The sequence below is a fragment of the Pseudomonas benzenivorans genome, from assembly GCF_024397895.1.
Lineage (GTDB): Bacteria > Pseudomonadota > Gammaproteobacteria > Pseudomonadales > Pseudomonadaceae > Aquipseudomonas > Aquipseudomonas benzenivorans_A.
On sequence record NZ_CP073346.1, the window covers coordinates 2,937,585 to 2,952,864 of the forward strand.

A 15,280-nucleotide genomic window follows, 5' to 3' on the forward strand; every position below is an offset into this window, starting at 1 on the left:
ACATGCAGTCAGGCGTCTGGGCCTTGCAACCCGTGGTGGACATGTCCGCCGCGGAGTTTCGTGATTGGCAGACCCTGCTGGAAGAGCGTACCGGCGTGGTGATCAGCGAACAGCGTCGGGCATTTCTGCAGACCAACCTGAGTGCGCGGATGCGTGAGTTGGGCGTGCCGGACTACGCCAGCTACTACCGCCAGGTCACGGATGGACCACGCGGCGCGGTGGAGTGGTCGACCCTGCTGGATCGTCTGACCGTGCAGGAAACCCGCTTCTTCCGTCATCCCGCGTCATTCGAGGTGCTCGAGCGGCATCTGGCCGCGCGGTTGCAACAAGGCCTCGCACGTCCCTGGGAACTCTGGAGCGTGGGCTGCTCCAGCGGCGAGGAACCCTATTCGTTGGCCATCAGCGCCGCCCAGGTTCTGCGCGACAGCGAATGGCCCGAGCACTTCGGCGTGACCGGTACGGACATCAGCCTGAACGCCCTGAGCAAGGCGCGGGAGGCCGTGTACGGGCCACGCCGGCTCGAACAGATGGCAGAAGACCTGCGTCAGCGCTATTTCGCGACCCAGGCCGATGGCCGCTTCAAGGTAATACCGGGTCTGGCGGCGCGCGTCTGCTGCGCCAGGCTCAATGTGCTGGAACTGGCGAAGGCGCCAATGTCCGGTATGGACGTCATTTTTTGTCAGAACTTGCTGATCTATTTTCGCCGCTGGCGTCGCCGTGAAATCCTCAATCGCCTGGCTGAGCGCCTGGCACCAGGAGGGCTGCTGGTGGTGGGGGTGGGTGAAGTGGTCGGTTGGCAGCATCCGGAGCTGATACCGGTGGCCGACGAGCGAGTACTGGCGTTTACCCGCAAGGGATAGAGCTTTATGAGTGGAGTGACTATGGGTGATCGGCACGACTATGTCGCCCTGGAGTGGGTCAAGGGCGAAATCGCGGAAACGCTGAAGCAGGCCCGTCAGGCCCTGGAGGCGTTCGTCGAGAATCCCCAGGACTCGACGCGCATGCGTTTCTGCCTGACCTATGTGCACCAGGTGCATGGCACCCTGCAGATGGTCGAATTCTACGGTGCGGCCCTGCTCGCCGAGGAAATGGAGCACCTGGCCCAGGCCCTGATGGAGGGCCGCGTGGCCAACCAGGGGGAGGCGCTGGAGGTGCTGATGCAGGCGATCCTGCAGCTGCCGGTGTACCTCGACCGGATCCAGACCGCCCGCCGCGACCTGCCGATGGTCGTGCTGCCACTGCTCAACGACCTGCGCGCCGCGCGCGGCGAGAAACTGCTCTCGGAAACCAGCCTGTTTTCCCCGGACATGTCCGCGCGGGCGCCGATCCTGTCGGTCGAGTCCCTGGCCCGCTTGCGCACCGCCGAATTGCCGGTGCTGCTGCGCAAGTTGCGGCAGATGTTGCAGATGGCCCTGGTCGGGGTGATCCGCAACCAGGACATGGGCACCAACCTGGGCTACATGGCACGGGTCTTCGCCCGCCTGGAAACCCTGTGCAAGGACGCCCCGCTCGGTCCGCTTTGGCAGATCGCCTCGGGCCTGGTCGAAGGCCTGGCCAACGGCGGGGTGGTCAACGGCACCTCGGTACGCACCCTGCTGCGCCAGGTGGACAAGGAACTCAAGCGCCTGCTGGAACAGGGCGCCGAGGGCATCAACCAGCCGGCCTCCGATGAGCTGACCAAGAACCTGTTGTTCTACATCGCCAAGGCGCCGGCGCAGTCGCCGCGTATCAGCCGCCTCAAGGAGCAGTACCGTCTCGACGACGCGCTGCCCAACAGCGAGGTGGTGGACGAGGAACGGGCCCGCCTGGCCGGGCCGGATCGCGACGCCATGCGTTCGGTGGTCGCAGCCCTGTGCGAGGAGTTGGTGCGGGTCAAGGACAGCCTCGATCTGTTCGTGCGCGGCGATCGCCGCCAGGTCGCCGAGCTCGACGCCCTGCTGGCCCCGCTCAAGCAGATCGCCGATACCCTGGCGGTGTTGGGCTTTGCCCAGCCGCGCAAGGTCATAGTCGACCAGATCGACGTGGTCCACGGTCTGTCCCTGGGCCAGCGTGCGCCCGACGACGCGGTGTTGATGGATGTCGCCGGAGCCTTGCTGTACGTCGAGGCGACGCTGGCCGGCATGGTCGGTCCGGTGGAAGAGTCCGGCCGCGAGGAGAGCCATCTGCCGACCACCGACGTGGCGCAGATCCATCAGCTGGTGATCAAGGAAGCGCGCAACGGCCTGGAGCAGGCGAAGGACGCGATCATCGAGTTCATCGCCTCGCAATGGAACCACGAACACCTGGCCCGAGTGCCCGAGCTGCTCACCCAGGTGCGCGGCGGCCTCGGCATGATCCCGCTGACCCGTGCGGCGGAGCTGCTGAAGGCGTGCAATCGCTACATCCAGGAGCAGCTGCTGGCGCGCAAGGCCGTGCCCAACTGGCAGCATCTGGACACCCTGGCCGACGCGATTACCAGCGTCGAGTACTACCTGGAACGCCTGGCCGAAGACCACGCCACCCAGGGCGACCTGATTCTCGATGTGGCCGAAGAAAGCCTCGAGAGCCTCGGCTACCCGCTGAAGGAGAAACCCTCGATTCTCGACCGCGTCGAGCCGCCAGAGGCGCCAACCGCCCCCTTGGCCGATCCGCTGGATGAAATCGAAGTGCTCGCCGAAGAACCGGCTCCGACCTTAGATCTCGACCTCGCGGAGCCCGCGCCCGATGGCGCGACTGCTGCACTCGAGTCGGCCGACGACGAGTTGAGTGCGGAGTTTGCCGAGCTTGATGTCCAGACCGACCTGGGCGAGTCGCCGCTGGACGAGGCGGGCCCGGTCGTCGAGCCGGTCGAGGCAGAACCGGCAGATTTCCTCGACTCAGCGCTCGAGGGCTGGGCAGATGGCGAATCGGCTGCGGACAGCGAGACCACAGCCGACGACGCGACCTTGCAGCTGGAAGAGCTGAGCCTCGACGAACCGGCCAGTCCTTTGCAGTGGGATGAAGCCGAACTGGCCGCCCTGGATATTCCTGAGGTCGAGCTGCCTGGCGCGGCACTGCCGGCCGAGGGCGCCGACGAGCAGCAGGCGGCTGAGGACAAGCCGTTGTCGCTGGCCGATGTCATGGCCGCGCCGCAGCAGGCGATCAATCCGCCGGCCAGCGACGTGCCGCCAAGCCTGCTGCCGCCACCGGCGGACGAGGAGCCGATCGACGAGGAGCTGGCGGAGGTCTTTATCGAAGAGGCCGGCGAAGTGCTCGAGACCATCGGCCAGTACCTGCCGCAGTGGTGCGCCGATACGGGCAACAAGGACGCGTTGATCGAGGTGCGCCGCGCCTTCCACACCCTAAAGGGCAGCGGCCGCATGGTCCGCGCCCTGGTCATCGGCGAGCTGGGCTGGTCGATCGAGAACCTGCTCAATCGTGTGCTCGACCGCAGCATTCAGCCCGATGCGGATGTCCAGCGGGTGGTTGGCGATGTGGTGGCCCTGATGCCGGAGCTGGTCGAGGAGTTCGCCGCCAAGGCCCAGCGCCAGCGTGACGATGTCGACCTGCTCGCCGCCAGCGCCCACGCCTTGGCGAAGGGCGAAAGCCTCCCAAAGTCTGACGCCCCGGTTGCACAGGTAGCCGCGCCAGAGGGCGAAAGCGAGGCTGCCGCCGCGGTAGACGAGCACCACGAAGCGCTCGATCCGCAGCTGTTGGATATCTTCCGCAACGAAGCGGAAACCCACCTGGATACCCTGGTCAGCTTCCTCGGCGATTGCGCCCAGGAGCTGCCGCAGCCGGTCACCGACGACCTGCAGCGTGCCCTGCACACCCTCAAGGGCAGTGCCTACATGGCGGGCATTCTGCCGGTGGCGGAGATCGCCGCACCGTTGGAAAAGATGGTCAAGGAGTTCAAGGCCAACCTCATCCCCATGGACATGGCCGAGGCGGAACTGCTCGGCGCCGCGGAAAAGTTGTTCCGTGCGGGCCTGGAGCAACTGGAAAGCCAGCCCCTGGCGCCGTTGCCTGGTGCCGTCGAATTCCTCGAGCGCACCCATAAACTGCACCAGGAGCGCCTGGCTGCTGCCGAAGATGGGCGCAAGAGCGAGCAGGGCGAGACGCGGGATCCGCAGCTGATCAGCATCTTCCTCGCCGAGGGCATGGATATCCTGCTGGACGCCGAAGACCTGCTGCGCCGCTGGCACGAGCATCCGTCCGAGCGCCAGGAACTCAGCGCCCTGCTGGAGGAGTTGACCACCCTGGGGCGCGGTGCCGATATGGCCGAGTTGCCGCAGATCGAGGAGCTCTGTGAAGCCCTGCTCGATCTCTATGGCGCGGTGGAAGAGGGCAGCCTGGCGGTCAGTGAACGGTTCTTCAGCGAAGCCGAACTGGCCCACGAAGCCCTGATCGGCATGATGGATCAGGTTGCCGCGGGCCTGCAGGTCAGCGCCCAGCCGGCGCGCGTGGAGGCCTTGCGCAGTCTGCTGGCCGAGGCCCTGGACCCGAGTGCCTTGGCGCTGCTGTCCGGCGATGGTCACGCCGGCCTGGAGATCGTCGAGCTGGACGAGGCCACCGCGACTGCCCAGCGTGAACGCTGGGGAAGCGATGGCGATGACGAGGTCGCCACGGAAGTCGAACTGGAGCTGGAGCAGGCAGCGGAGCCCGAGGCTGCACCGTCCGAACCGGCCGTCGCCTACGATGTGCTGGACGAGGAAATGGTGGCGATCTTCCTCGAAGAAGCGGTCGACATCCTGGAAAGCGCCGGCAAGGCCCTCGAGCGCTGGCTGGCCGATCCAGAGCAGAAGGCGGCACTGTCTGCCCTGCAGCGCGACCTGCACACCCTCAAGGGTGGCGCGCGGATGGCACAGATCGATCCGATTGGCGACCTCGCCCATGAGCTGGAGTCACTTTACGAAGGGCTGCTGGATCGGCGCTACAGTCACGGCACGCCGTTGGCCGGCCTGTTGCAGCAAAGCCATGACCGCTTGGCGGTGCTGCTCGAGCAGCTGCTGCGGCGCGCCGAACTGCCGGAGCCCACTGATTTGATCGAGGCGATTCGGGCGTTTCGTCAGGGGCGCATCGCGGACTTGACCCCGGCGCCACGCAGCGACGAGGCTCCTTGCGAAGCCGAAGCCGAAGCCGAAGCCGAAGCCGAAGCCGAAGCCGAAGCCGAAGCCGAAGCCGAAGCCGAAGTGCCGGAGTTGGACGAAATCCTCGCGTCCGAGTCCGAGTCCGAGTCCGAGTCCGCGCCGTGGTCGCCGCAGGCCGCCGCGGAGCCGGACGTCTTGGACGGTCAGGAGGCGGTGGAGCATCAGCTGCCCCCGGTGGCCGCATCCAGCGAAGGCAGTTCGGCCGGCGAGGTCGAGCGCGATTCGGAGCTGGTGGAAATCTTCCTCGAGGAAGGCTTCGATATCATCGACAGCGCCGGCTCGGCCTTGCAGCGCTGGATCGAAGACGTCGACAACAGTCTCGAGCTGGAGGCCCTGCAGCGTGATCTGCACACCCTCAAGGGTGGGGCGCGAATGGCGGAGATCCGTGAAATCGGCGACCTCGCCCATGAACTGGAGTTTCTCTACGAAGGCCTGTGCGGCGGCCGCCTGCGTGCCAGCCCGGCGCTCTTCGTGCTGCTGCAGACCTGTCACGACAACCTTGCCGAAATGCTCGACGCGGTGCGCGAGCAGCGGGCCGTGCCCAATGGCCAGGCGCTGATCGAGACCATCAAGGGTTTCCGCGCCAATCCAGACGAACAATTGAGCATGCCGTCGGCGGTGCAGCTCAAGGCCGTGGACAGCGTAGATGACGAACCCGCAGCCGAGTCGGACATCCTCGACATCTTCATGGAAGAGGCCGATGACCTGCTGGAGTCCATGGAGCTGGCCATCGGTCGCTGGGACGAGCGCCGTGACGATGGCGCCGCTATCGACGACATGCTGCGCGTGTTGCACACCCTCAAGGGCGGCGCCCGACTGGCCGGTCAGAAACGGCTGGGCGACCTGACCCACGACCTCGAGCAACACCTGACCGAGGCTCAGCAGCAGGGCGCGCCCTGGCCGGAAAGCCTGTTCCTCGACGTCCAGTCGGGTTTCGAGGGGCTGCAGGCCGAGCTCGATCAGCTGCGCCAGCACTTGCACGACAGCCTTCCGGCTGACTCAGTGCCGGTCAGGGAGGCCCAGCCTTCGGCGGAAGCCGCGCCGTCGCGCCTGCCGGCGCTGGCGACGCCGATCGTCGCGGCCAGTGAGCTGCCGGCCGAGGAGCTGGTGGCCAAGGTGTTGCCGTTCATGCAACGCGCCGAACAGGCCGCCCAGGACGCGGCCGCCCGTCGCGCGCCGCAGGAACTGGTGAAGGTGCCGGCGGAACTGCTCGAGGGACTGGTCAACCTGGCCGGTGAAACCTCGATCTTCCGCGGCCGGGTCGAGCAGCAGGTCAGCGACTTCGGCTTCACCCTGAGCGAGATGGAAGCGACCATCGACCGGGTCCGTGATCAGCTGCGGCGCCTGGATACCGAGACCCAGGCGCAGATCCTCAGCCGCTATCAGGCCGAGGCCGAGCGCGCCGGCTATGAAGACTTCGACCCGCTGGAGATGGACCGCCACTCCCAGTTGCAGCAGCTTTCGCGCGCATTGTTCGAGTCGGCGTCCGACCTGCTCGACCTGAAGGAGACCCTGGCAGCGCGCAACCGCGATGCGGAAACCCTGCTGTTGCAACAGGCACGGGTCAACACCGAACTGCAGGAAGGGCTGATGCGCACCCGCATGGTGCCGTTCGATCGCCTGGTGCCGCGCCTGCGGCGGATCGTCCGTCAGGTCGCCGGTGAGCTGGGCAAGCAGGTCGAGTTCGTCGTCGGCAACGCCGACGGGGAAATGGACCGCACCGTGCTGGAGCGCATCGTCGCGCCGCTGGAGCACATGCTGCGCAACGCGGTCGACCACGGCATCGAGCCGGCCGAGGTGCGCCGCGCCGCCGGCAAGCCGGAGCAGGGCAATATCCGCCTGAGCCTGGGCCGCGAGGGCGGCGACATCGTCCTGACCCTGGCCGACGACGGTGGCGGCATCCGCCTCGAAGCGGTGCGCCGTAAGGCCATCGAGCGCGGCCTGATGGACGAGGATTCGGATCTTACCGATCACGAGATCCTGCAGTTCATTCTCGAAGCCGGCTTCTCCACCGCGGAGAAGGTCACGCAGATTTCCGGGCGTGGCGTTGGCATGGACGTGGTGCATTCGGAGGTCAAGCAGCTCGGTGGCTCGATGAGCATCGACTCGACGCCCGGCGAAGGTACCCGCTTCAGCATTCGCCTGCCGTTCACCGTGTCGGTCAACCGCGCGCTGATGGTGCTGTCCGGCGAGGATCTATACGCCATCCCGCTGAACACCATCGAGGGTATCGTGCGGGTTTCGCCCTACGAGCTGGAGGCCTACTACCAGCCCGATGCCCCGCGTTTCGAGTATGCCGGTCAGGCCTACGAGCTGCGTTACCTGGGCGACCTGCTGAACAACGGACAGCAGCCGAAGCTGGTCGGCCAGAGCCTGCCGCTGCCGGTGATCCTGGTGCGCTCCAGCGAGCACGCCGTGGCGGTCCAGGTCGACAGCCTGGCGGGCTCTCGCGAAATCGTGGTGAAGAGCCTCGGCCCGCAGTTCGCCGGGGTGCATGGCATCTCCGGGGCGACCATCCTCGGTGATGGCCGGGTGGTGGTGATTCTCGACCTGCTGGCGACCATCCGGGTGCTCCATGCCCATCTGGTCAGCCAGGCCCAGCCGCGACTGGCGGCCAGGGTCGCGAGCGCCGAAGAGGTCGAGGCCGATCGGCCGACCCTGGTCATGGTGGTGGACGACTCGGTGACCGTGCGCAAGGTCACCAGCCGCCTGCTCGAGCGCAACGGCATGAACGTGCTGACGGCCAAGGACGGGGTGGACGCCATCGCCCAGCTGCAGGAACGCCGTCCCGACATCATGTTGCTGGATATCGAGATGCCGCGCATGGACGGTTTCGAGGTGGCGACCCTGGTGCGCCACGACGAGCGCCTGCAGGATCTGCCGATCATCATGATCACCTCGCGCACCGGCGAGAAGCACCGCGAGCGAGCCATGGCCATCGGCGTTAACGAGTACCTCGGTAAGCCCTACCAAGAGTCCCTGCTGCTCGACAGCATCCTACAACTGGTCAAACGGAAATGACTGAGAAAAGCGCGGCACGTATTGCGGTCATCGCCGACACCTCGCTGCAGCGCCATGTGCTGCAGCAGGCTCTTAGCGGCAGCGGCTACCAGGTGGTGCTCAACAGCGACCCGGCGCGTCTCGATGAAGAAGCCCTGGGCGCCTGCGAGACCGATCTGTGGCTGGTCGATCTGGCTCAGTCGGAGGACTCGCCACTGGTCGACAGCCTGCTCGAGCGTGTTACCGCACCGGTGCTGTTCGGTGAGGGCCATGCCCCGGAGCGCCATTCGGAAAACTATCCACGCTGGGAGCGGCGCCTGTTCGGCAAGCTGAAGAAGCTGGTCGGCGATCCGTCCCAGGCCGTCGGCCCGAGCCTGGCGGCGCTGCTCGCCGAGGCGCAGCGGCCAACGCGCCTGGAGCTGCCGCACTCCTTGGCGGCCACGCCGCTGGCCGCCGGCGCGCCGGCGCGCCAAGTCTGGTTGTTGGCCGCCTCGCTGGGTGGTCCGGCGGCCGTCAAGGCCTTTCTCGATGCCCTGCCCGGCGGATTGCCGGTGGGCTTCGTCTATGCCCAGCATATCGATCCGAGTTTCGAGGCGGCGCTGCCCCAGGCCGTCGGCCGCCACAGCCAGTGGCACGTCACCGCGGCACGCCACGGCGAGCCGATTCGCTGCGGCGAAGTGGTGGTGGCGCCCATCAGTCGCGAGCTGGGATTCAGCGACGAGCGCCTCATGCAGGTCGCCGAGCGGGGTTGGCCGGAGCCCTACAGCCCGTCGATCGACCAGATGATGCTCAACCTCGCCCAGCATTTCGGTGCCCAGTGCGGGGTCATCAGCTTCAGCGGCATGGGTAGCGACGGCAGCGCCGCGGCGGCCTACGTGCGCCGCCAGGGCGGGGCGATCTGGACCCAGCGGGGCGACAGCTGCGTCTGCCCCAGCATGCCGGACAGCCTGCGCGAGGGCGGCTACAGCAGTTTCAGCGGCGACCCGCGTGAGCTTGCAACGGCACTGGTCAGCCAGCTGGCCGAGCAATGCACTTAACCCGGGCAGCCGCCCAGCACAGGACCTATCCATGAGCCAAGCCCTTGCCACCCAGAACAGTGTCAGCAGCCTGACCGCCTTGCAGGTGCCGTTGGCCGACCGCACCCTGTTGCTGCCCAACGTGGCGGTCGCCGAGCTGATTCCCTACCGGGCGCCGCAGGTCAGCGCCAGCATGCCGGCCTGGTTTCTCGGCCAGATCGCCTGGCGCGACCTGCGCCTGCCGCTGCTGTCGTTCGAGGCGGCCTCGGATGGTCAGGCGCAGGTCGGCCCCGGCTCACGGGTGGCGGTGATCAACGCCCTCGGCGGACGGCCCAGGGTCAAGTTCATCGCGCTGCTGGTGCAGGGGATCCCCCGTTCGATCAAGGTCGATGGCGAGCTGCCGCGCGCCGACGAGCCTCTGGCGCCGCTGGAGCTCGATGCCGTGACTTGGGGCGAAGACACGTTGAAGATTCCTGACTTGGTCGGTCTGGAGCAGAAGCTGGCCGACGCGGGTCTAATCTAGTGCTCACTGGCCTTCGGGCCGTCATGCCGCTCTAACTCCCCCCAGATTGCGCGGTCGTGTTCCACGGCCAGCGAGCCTGCTTGGCGCTGTGCGCTCGTCGTCTTGCGCCGGCCTATGCCGCGCTGCGGCGCAGTGCGCAGTGCGCAGTGCATAAGGCGCTGGACACGCAGCCACAAAAAAGCCCCGCGGGCCAGGCTCCAGATCTGTGGAGCATGGCGCGCGGGGCCTTTCAGTCGCCGTTAGCGGGCGCTTTCGGGGCTCGGCACTGCGGCGGGCTCTTCGGCGTCGTCAGTGGCGGCGGAGCCTTTCTTGCCGGTCCAGTAGTCGGCGTTCTTGATGCCGAGCTTCTCCGGGTCGAAGACCGGGTCGAGGCCCTGCTTCTTCTGCGCTTCATAGTCCTTCAGGCAGGTGTAGGCGACCTTGTGCATCAGCAGGATGGCGCCGATGTTCAGCCAGGCCATCAGGCCTACGCCCAGATCACCCAGGCCCCAGGCCAGGTCGGCGGTCTTCACGGTGCCGTAGACGGTGGCCGCGATGATGCCGAACTTCAGCGCCAGGGTCAGCCAGGGGCGGTGAATCTTGCGGTTGATGAAGGCGATGTTGGTTTCAGCGATGTAGTAGTAGGCGATGATGGTGGTGAAGGCGAAGAAGAACAGGGCGATGGCCACGAAGTAGGAGCCGAAGCCCGGCAGGATGTTCTCCATGGCGGTCTGCACGTAGCCCGGGCCGGCCGCGATGCCGGCGATGCCGGTGTGCAACGCCTCGCCGTCAGGGCCCTGGACGTTGTACTGGCCGGTGATCAGCAGCATGAAGGCGGTGGCCGAGCAGACGAACAGGGTGTCGACGTACACGGAGAAGGCCTGCACCAGGCCCTGCTTGGCCGGGTGGGTGACCGCCGCGGCGCTGGACGCGTGCGGGCCGGTGCCCTGGCCAGCCTCGTTGGAGTACACGCCGCGCTTCACGCCCCACATGATGGCTAGACCGAGGATGGCGCCGAAGCCGGCTTCCATGCCGAAGGCACTCTTCAGGATCAGCGCGACCACGCCGGGCAGCTGGTCGATGTTCAGGCCGATGATCACGCAGGCGACGATGATGTAGCTCAGCGCCATGAACGGCACCACGACTTCGGCGAAGGTGGCGATGCGCTTGATGCCGCCGAAGATGATCAGGCCCAGCATGACGGCCAGCACTGCCGCGGTGGTGCTCGGGTCGATGCCCATGGCGTTTTGCAGGCCGGCGCCGATGGAGTTGGCCTGTACGCCCGGCAGCAGCATGCCGCAGGCGATCACGGTGACCAGGGCGAAGACCCAGGCGTACCACTTCATGCCCAGGCCCTTCTCGATATAGAAGGCCGGACCGCCGCGGTGCTGGCCGTCGATATCTTCTTTGTACACCTGACCCAGGGTCGACTCGATAAAGGCCGAGCTGGCGCCGAGGAAGGCAACCATCCACATCCAGAACACCGCGCCCGGACCGCCGAAGGTGATGGCCGTGGCCACACCGGCGATGTTGCCGGTACCGACGCGACCGGCGAGGGTCATGGTCAGGGCCTGGAAGGAGGAAATGCCGTGGCTGCTGGTGCGCTTGGCGAAGATCAGGCGAATCATTTCCTTGAAGTGGCGCACCTGGAGGAAACGACCTCGCAGGGTGAAATACAGGCCCACGCCGAGGCACAGATAGATCAGTGCCGGGCTCCAGACGAGACCGTTGAGGCTATTGACTAGATCATTCATCGCGGAACGCTCCGTGCCATCTCAAGCTGCGGCGCTCTTGTGAAGTCGCAGTCCTGTTATGGCTTTTGTAGTTGTAGGGGAGACTCGTTCGGCCAGGAAAAATGCTCGCCTGACCAGCGCCCGCGTCGTGCCTGGATAGAGGCAGGTCGCGAGCGGCGCACAAGATAGCCAGATTGAGACGAGAGTTCCAGTCCTAAAAGTCGCCCCACAGCTGCTGGGCGACCGAGAGCGCCACCACCGGCGCGGTCTCGGTGCGCAGCACGCGCGGGCCGAGGCGAGCGGCGTGGAAGCCGGCGCCCTTCGCCTGAGCTACCTCGGCGTCAGACAGCCCGCCCTCCGGGCCGATGAGGAAGGCCAGGGACTGCGGGCGGGCATGGCTGGCCAGGGCCTCGGCCACCGGGTGCAGCACCAGCTTGAGTTGCGCCTCGACCTGCTGCAGCCACTCGGCCAGGGCGATCGGCGGGTGGATGACCGGCAGCACCGAGCGACCGCACTGTTCGCAGGCGCTGATCGCCACCTGGCGCCAGTGGGCCATGCGCTTGTCGGCCCGCTCGTCTTTCAGGCGCACCTCGCAGCGCTCACTGACGATCGGGCTGATCGCGTTGGCACCCAGCTCGGTGGTCTTCTGGATCGCCCAGTCCATTCGCTCGCCGCGCGACAGGCCCTGGCCCAGGTGGATGTTCAGGGGGGATTCGGCCAGGCCGGCAAAGGCTTCTCGCAGTTCGACCCGCACGCTCTTCTTGCCGACCTCGACCAGTTCACCGAGGTACTCCTGGCCGCTGCCGTCGAACAGCTGCACGGCGTCGCCAGGGGCGTGTCGCAGCACGCGGCCTATGTAGTGGGCCTGGGTTTCCGGCAGCTGATGCTCGCCGAGGGACAGGGGGGCGTCGATAAAGAAGCGGGAAAGGCGCATGGGTCTGCAGGGTAAGCCTTGGGCGGAAAGCGCCAAGCTTACCCTGATCGGTGACGGGCTTGTAGCGTGGGGGCGGACTCAGCCCGGGTCGCGGAAGTCGACGCGGGCGCCGCTCGGCACCGCCACGCTGACCGACTCGCGGGTGGCGATATCGATGCCCTCGCTGGCGACTTCGGCGAGAAAGTCGATCTGCTCCGGGGTGATCACGTAAGGCGGCAGGAAGTACACCACACTGCCCAGGGGGCGCAGCAGGGCGCCGCGCGTGAGGGCGTGCTGGTAGACCTTGAGGCCGCGCCGCTCCTGCCAGGGATAGGCGGCCTTGCTCGCTTTGTCCTGCACCATCTCCACGGCCAGGGCCATGCCGGTCTGGCGCACCTCGGCGACATGGGCGTGATCGGCCAGGTGCGCGGTGGCGCTGGCCATGCGCGCAGCCAGGGCCTTGTTGGCCTCGATCACGTCGTCCTGCTCGAAAATGTCCAGGGTCGCCAAGGCGGCCGCGCAGGCCAGCGGATTGCCGGTGTAGCTGTGCGAATGGAGGAAGGCGCGCAGGGTCGAGTAGTCGTCGTAGAACGCCTGGTAGATGGTGTCGGTGGTCAGGCAGGCGGCCAGGGGCAGGTAGCCACCGGTCAGGGCCTTGGACAGGCAGAGGAAGTCCGGGCGGATGCCGGCCTGCTCGCAGGCGAACATCGTGCCGGTGCGGCCGAAGCCGACGGCGATCTCGTCGTGGATCAGGTGCACGCCGTAGCGGTCGCAGGCCTCGCGCAGCAGCTTGAGGTAGATCGGGTGGTACATGCGCATGCCGCCGGCGCCCTGGATCAGCGGCTCGACTATCACCGCGGCGACTTCCTGGTGGTGCTCGGCCAGGCACTGTTCCATGTGGGCGAACATGGTCCGCGAATGTTCCTCCCAGCTCATCCCATCGGGGCGATAGAAGCAGTCGGGGCTGGGCACCTTGAGGGTGTCGAGCAGCAGCGCCTTGTAGGTGTCGGTAAACAGCGACACATCGCCCACCGACATCGCCGCCACGGTTTCGCCGTGGTAGCTGTTGCTCAGGGTGACGAAGCGCTTCTTCTGCGGCTGGCCGACGTTGAGCCAGTAGTGGAAGCTCATCTTCAGCGCCACTTCGATGCACGACGAACCGTTGTCGGCGTAGAACACCCGGTCCAGGCCGGCCGGGGTAAGCTTGACCAGGCGCTCGGACAGCTCGACCACCGGCGCATGGCTGAAGCCGGCGAGAATCACGTGTTCCAGCTGGTCGACCTGATCCTTGATGCGCTGGTTGATGCGCGGGTTGGCATGGCCGAACACGTTGACCCACCAGGAACTGACCGCGTCGATATAGCGCTTGCCGTCGAAGTCTTCCAGCCACACCCCCTCGCCTCGTTTGATCGGCACCAGCGGTAGCTGTTCGTGGTCTTTCATCTGGGTGCAGGGGTGCCAGAGCACCGCCAGGTCGCGTTGCATCCAGTGGTCATTCAGGCTCATCGAAACGCTCTCCCATTCATCTACGGCAAGCCTATCAGATGTGTCCGCGGCGATGGGGCGCGCAGCCCGCCGGCCCTGCTTCAGGGGCAGCGGCCGTCTATCCGCCGGAGGATACCGTTGAGGGCTCCGCGGTGAACCCTTGGACCCAGCGCGACCCTAATTCGCAGGGGCGGCTTGGCGGCAACCAAAGGATCGTATTTCTCGATATTTCAGAGCGAATCTTTTCGCTTTTTCTCGATGGTTTTGTTGATAGGCTTTCTCAATATGTTTCTGAACGGCTCTAGAAGGGCCTTCTGCGTGGAGTTATCCCTGGATGCAGTGGCGCAATTCGGCCGATCGGTACGGCCTGGTCAGTATTCTTCTGCACTGGCTGGTGGCCTTGGCGGTGTTCGGCCTGTTCGGCCTGGGCTACTGGATGGTCGGTCTGGACTACTACAGCGCCTGGTACAAGACCGCGCCGGAGCTGCACAAGAGCTTCGGCCTGCTGCTGTTCGCGGTGATGCTCGGGCGCATGCTCTGGCGTCGCCTCAGTCCGCCGCCCGCGAGCCTGCCCAGCCACGGTCGGCTGACCCGACTGGGCAGCAAGTTCGGGCATGCATTGCTCTACCTGGGGCTGTTCGTGCTGATGATCTCCGGTTACCTGATCTCCACCGCCGAAGGGCGTGGTATCGAGGTGTTCGGGCTGTTCGAGGTGCCGGCCACTGCCAGCAGCATTCCCAATCAGACGGATGTCGCCGGTCTGGTGCATGAGTACCTGGCCTGGGCCCTGGTGGTCTTCGCCGGCATCCACGCGCTGGCGGCACTCAAGCACCACTTCATCGACCACGACGCCACGCTGCTGCGCATGCTTGGGCGCTGATGGCTTTGACCTACGTTCAACGGTGTCATGCAGTGCACCGCACTCAATCAGAAGGAGATTCGCTATGTTGAAAAAGACCCTCGCCGCGTTGGCTATCGGCTCGGCCCTGTTCGGCGCCGGCCAGGCGTTGGCCGCCGACTATGTGATCGACACGGAAGGCCAGCACGCCTTCGTCAATTTCAAGATCAATCACCTGGGCTACAGCTGGATGTACGGCACTTTCAAGGACTTCGAAGGCCAGTTCAGCTACGACGCAAAGAATCCGGAGGCGAGCAAGGTCAAGGTGACACTCGATACCAGCAGCGTCTTCACCAACAATGCCGAACGCGACAAGCACCTGCGCAGCGATGACTTCCTTAGCGTCAGCAAGCATCCGCAGGCCACCTTCGAGTCCACCGCGGTGAAGGCGACGGGTGAAGGCAGTGCCGATATCACCGGCAACCTGACCCTCAACGGCGTGACCAAGCCGGTGGTAATCGCCGCCACTTTCGTCGGCGAGGGCGAGGACCCGTGGGGCGGCTACCGCGCCGGCTTCTCCGGCTCGACCACGCTGAAGCTCAAGGACTTCGATATCCAGATGGATCTCGGCCCGGCCTCCCAAGAGGTCGAGCTGATCATCTCGGTGGAAGGCGTACGCCAGTAA

Annotated in this window: 9 protein-coding genes; 6 read left to right on the forward strand and 3 right to left on the reverse strand. The window is 66.1% G+C overall.

Going from position 1 to position 15,280, the window contains the following annotated elements; translation table 11 throughout:
* Positions 1-2: 2 nt before the first annotated feature.
* The 4 genes from KDW96_RS13705 to KDW96_RS13720 are packed head-to-tail and all read left to right on the forward strand — an operon-like array spanning position 3 to position 9,647.
* Complete coding sequence (locus KDW96_RS13705; protein WP_255836809.1) at positions 3-860, forward strand: CheR family methyltransferase; 858 nt, start codon at positions 3-5, stop codon at positions 858-860.
* 21 nt (positions 861-881) lie between these two features.
* Entirely contained in the window at positions 882-8,129 is a 7,248-nt protein-coding gene (locus tag KDW96_RS13710) for an Hpt domain-containing protein (protein WP_255840529.1), read from the forward strand.
* Positions 8,126-9,145, forward strand: a complete 1,020-nt coding sequence (locus KDW96_RS13715; protein WP_255836811.1) for a chemotaxis protein CheB — start codon at positions 8,126-8,128, stop codon at positions 9,143-9,145. Before KDW96_RS13710 ends, KDW96_RS13715 begins: the two co-directional genes overlap by 4 nt.
* Before the next feature lie 31 nt (positions 9,146-9,176).
* Complete coding sequence (locus KDW96_RS13720) at positions 9,177-9,647, forward strand: chemotaxis protein CheW (RefSeq protein WP_255836812.1); 471 nt, start codon at positions 9,177-9,179, stop codon at positions 9,645-9,647.
* 239 nt (positions 9,648-9,886) lie between these two features.
* Here KDW96_RS13720 and KDW96_RS13725 read toward each other — a convergent pair whose 3' ends face one another.
* From KDW96_RS13725 to KDW96_RS13735, 3 genes are all read right to left on the reverse strand, one after another.
* The gene (locus tag KDW96_RS13725; RefSeq protein ID WP_255836813.1) at positions 9,887-11,380 is read right to left on the reverse strand and encodes an alanine/glycine:cation symporter family protein; all 1,494 of its coding nucleotides are present in this window, start codon (positions 11,378-11,380) and stop codon (positions 9,887-9,889) included.
* Between the two features lie 193 nt (positions 11,381-11,573).
* Positions 11,574-12,293 (reverse strand): 16S rRNA (uracil(1498)-N(3))-methyltransferase, encoded by a 720-nt coding sequence (locus tag KDW96_RS13730; protein WP_255836814.1) that lies wholly within the window; start codon positions 12,291-12,293, stop codon positions 11,574-11,576.
* A gap of 78 nt (positions 12,294-12,371) precedes the next feature.
* Positions 12,372-13,778, reverse strand: coding sequence for an adenosylmethionine--8-amino-7-oxononanoate transaminase (locus tag KDW96_RS13735; protein ID WP_255836815.1), 1,407 nt, complete (start codon positions 13,776-13,778; stop codon positions 12,372-12,374).
* Between the two features lie 313 nt (positions 13,779-14,091).
* Between KDW96_RS13735 and KDW96_RS13740 the strand changes: the two genes are divergently transcribed.
* Positions 14,092-14,637 (forward strand): cytochrome b, encoded by a 546-nt coding sequence (locus tag KDW96_RS13740; RefSeq protein ID WP_255836816.1) that lies wholly within the window; start codon positions 14,092-14,094, stop codon positions 14,635-14,637.
* Positions 14,638-14,701: 64 nt separating this feature from the next.
* Positions 14,702-15,280: a YceI family protein gene (locus KDW96_RS13745; protein WP_255836817.1), complete on the forward strand. Its 579-nt coding sequence runs from the start codon at positions 14,702-14,704 to the stop codon at positions 15,278-15,280.

Excerpts from the sequence above, each read along its gene's own strand:
- KDW96_RS13715 (WP_255836811.1), top strand. The coding sequence starts at position 8,126 with ATGACTGAGAAAAGCGCGGCACGTATTGCGGTCATCGCCGACACCTCG.
- KDW96_RS13745 (WP_255836817.1), top strand. The coding sequence starts at position 14,702 with ATGTTGAAAAAGACCCTCGCCGCGTTGGCTATCGGCTCGGCCCTGTTC.
- KDW96_RS13730 (WP_255836814.1), bottom strand. The coding sequence starts at position 12,293 with ATGCGCCTTTCCCGCTTCTTTATCGACGCCCCCCTGTCCCTCGGCGAG.
- KDW96_RS13705 (WP_255836809.1), top strand. The coding sequence starts at position 3 with ATGCAGTCAGGCGTCTGGGCCTTGCAACCCGTGGTGGACATGTCCGCC.
- KDW96_RS13720 (WP_255836812.1), top strand. The coding sequence starts at position 9,177 with ATGAGCCAAGCCCTTGCCACCCAGAACAGTGTCAGCAGCCTGACCGCC.
- KDW96_RS13740 (WP_255836816.1), top strand. The coding sequence starts at position 14,092 with ATGCAGTGGCGCAATTCGGCCGATCGGTACGGCCTGGTCAGTATTCTT.
- KDW96_RS13725 (WP_255836813.1), bottom strand. The coding sequence starts at position 11,380 with ATGAATGATCTAGTCAATAGCCTCAACGGTCTCGTCTGGAGCCCGGCA.
- KDW96_RS13735 (WP_255836815.1), bottom strand. The coding sequence starts at position 13,778 with ATGAGCCTGAATGACCACTGGATGCAACGCGACCTGGCGGTGCTCTGG.
- KDW96_RS13710 (WP_255840529.1), top strand. The coding sequence starts at position 882 with ATGGGTGATCGGCACGACTATGTCGCCCTGGAGTGGGTCAAGGGCGAA.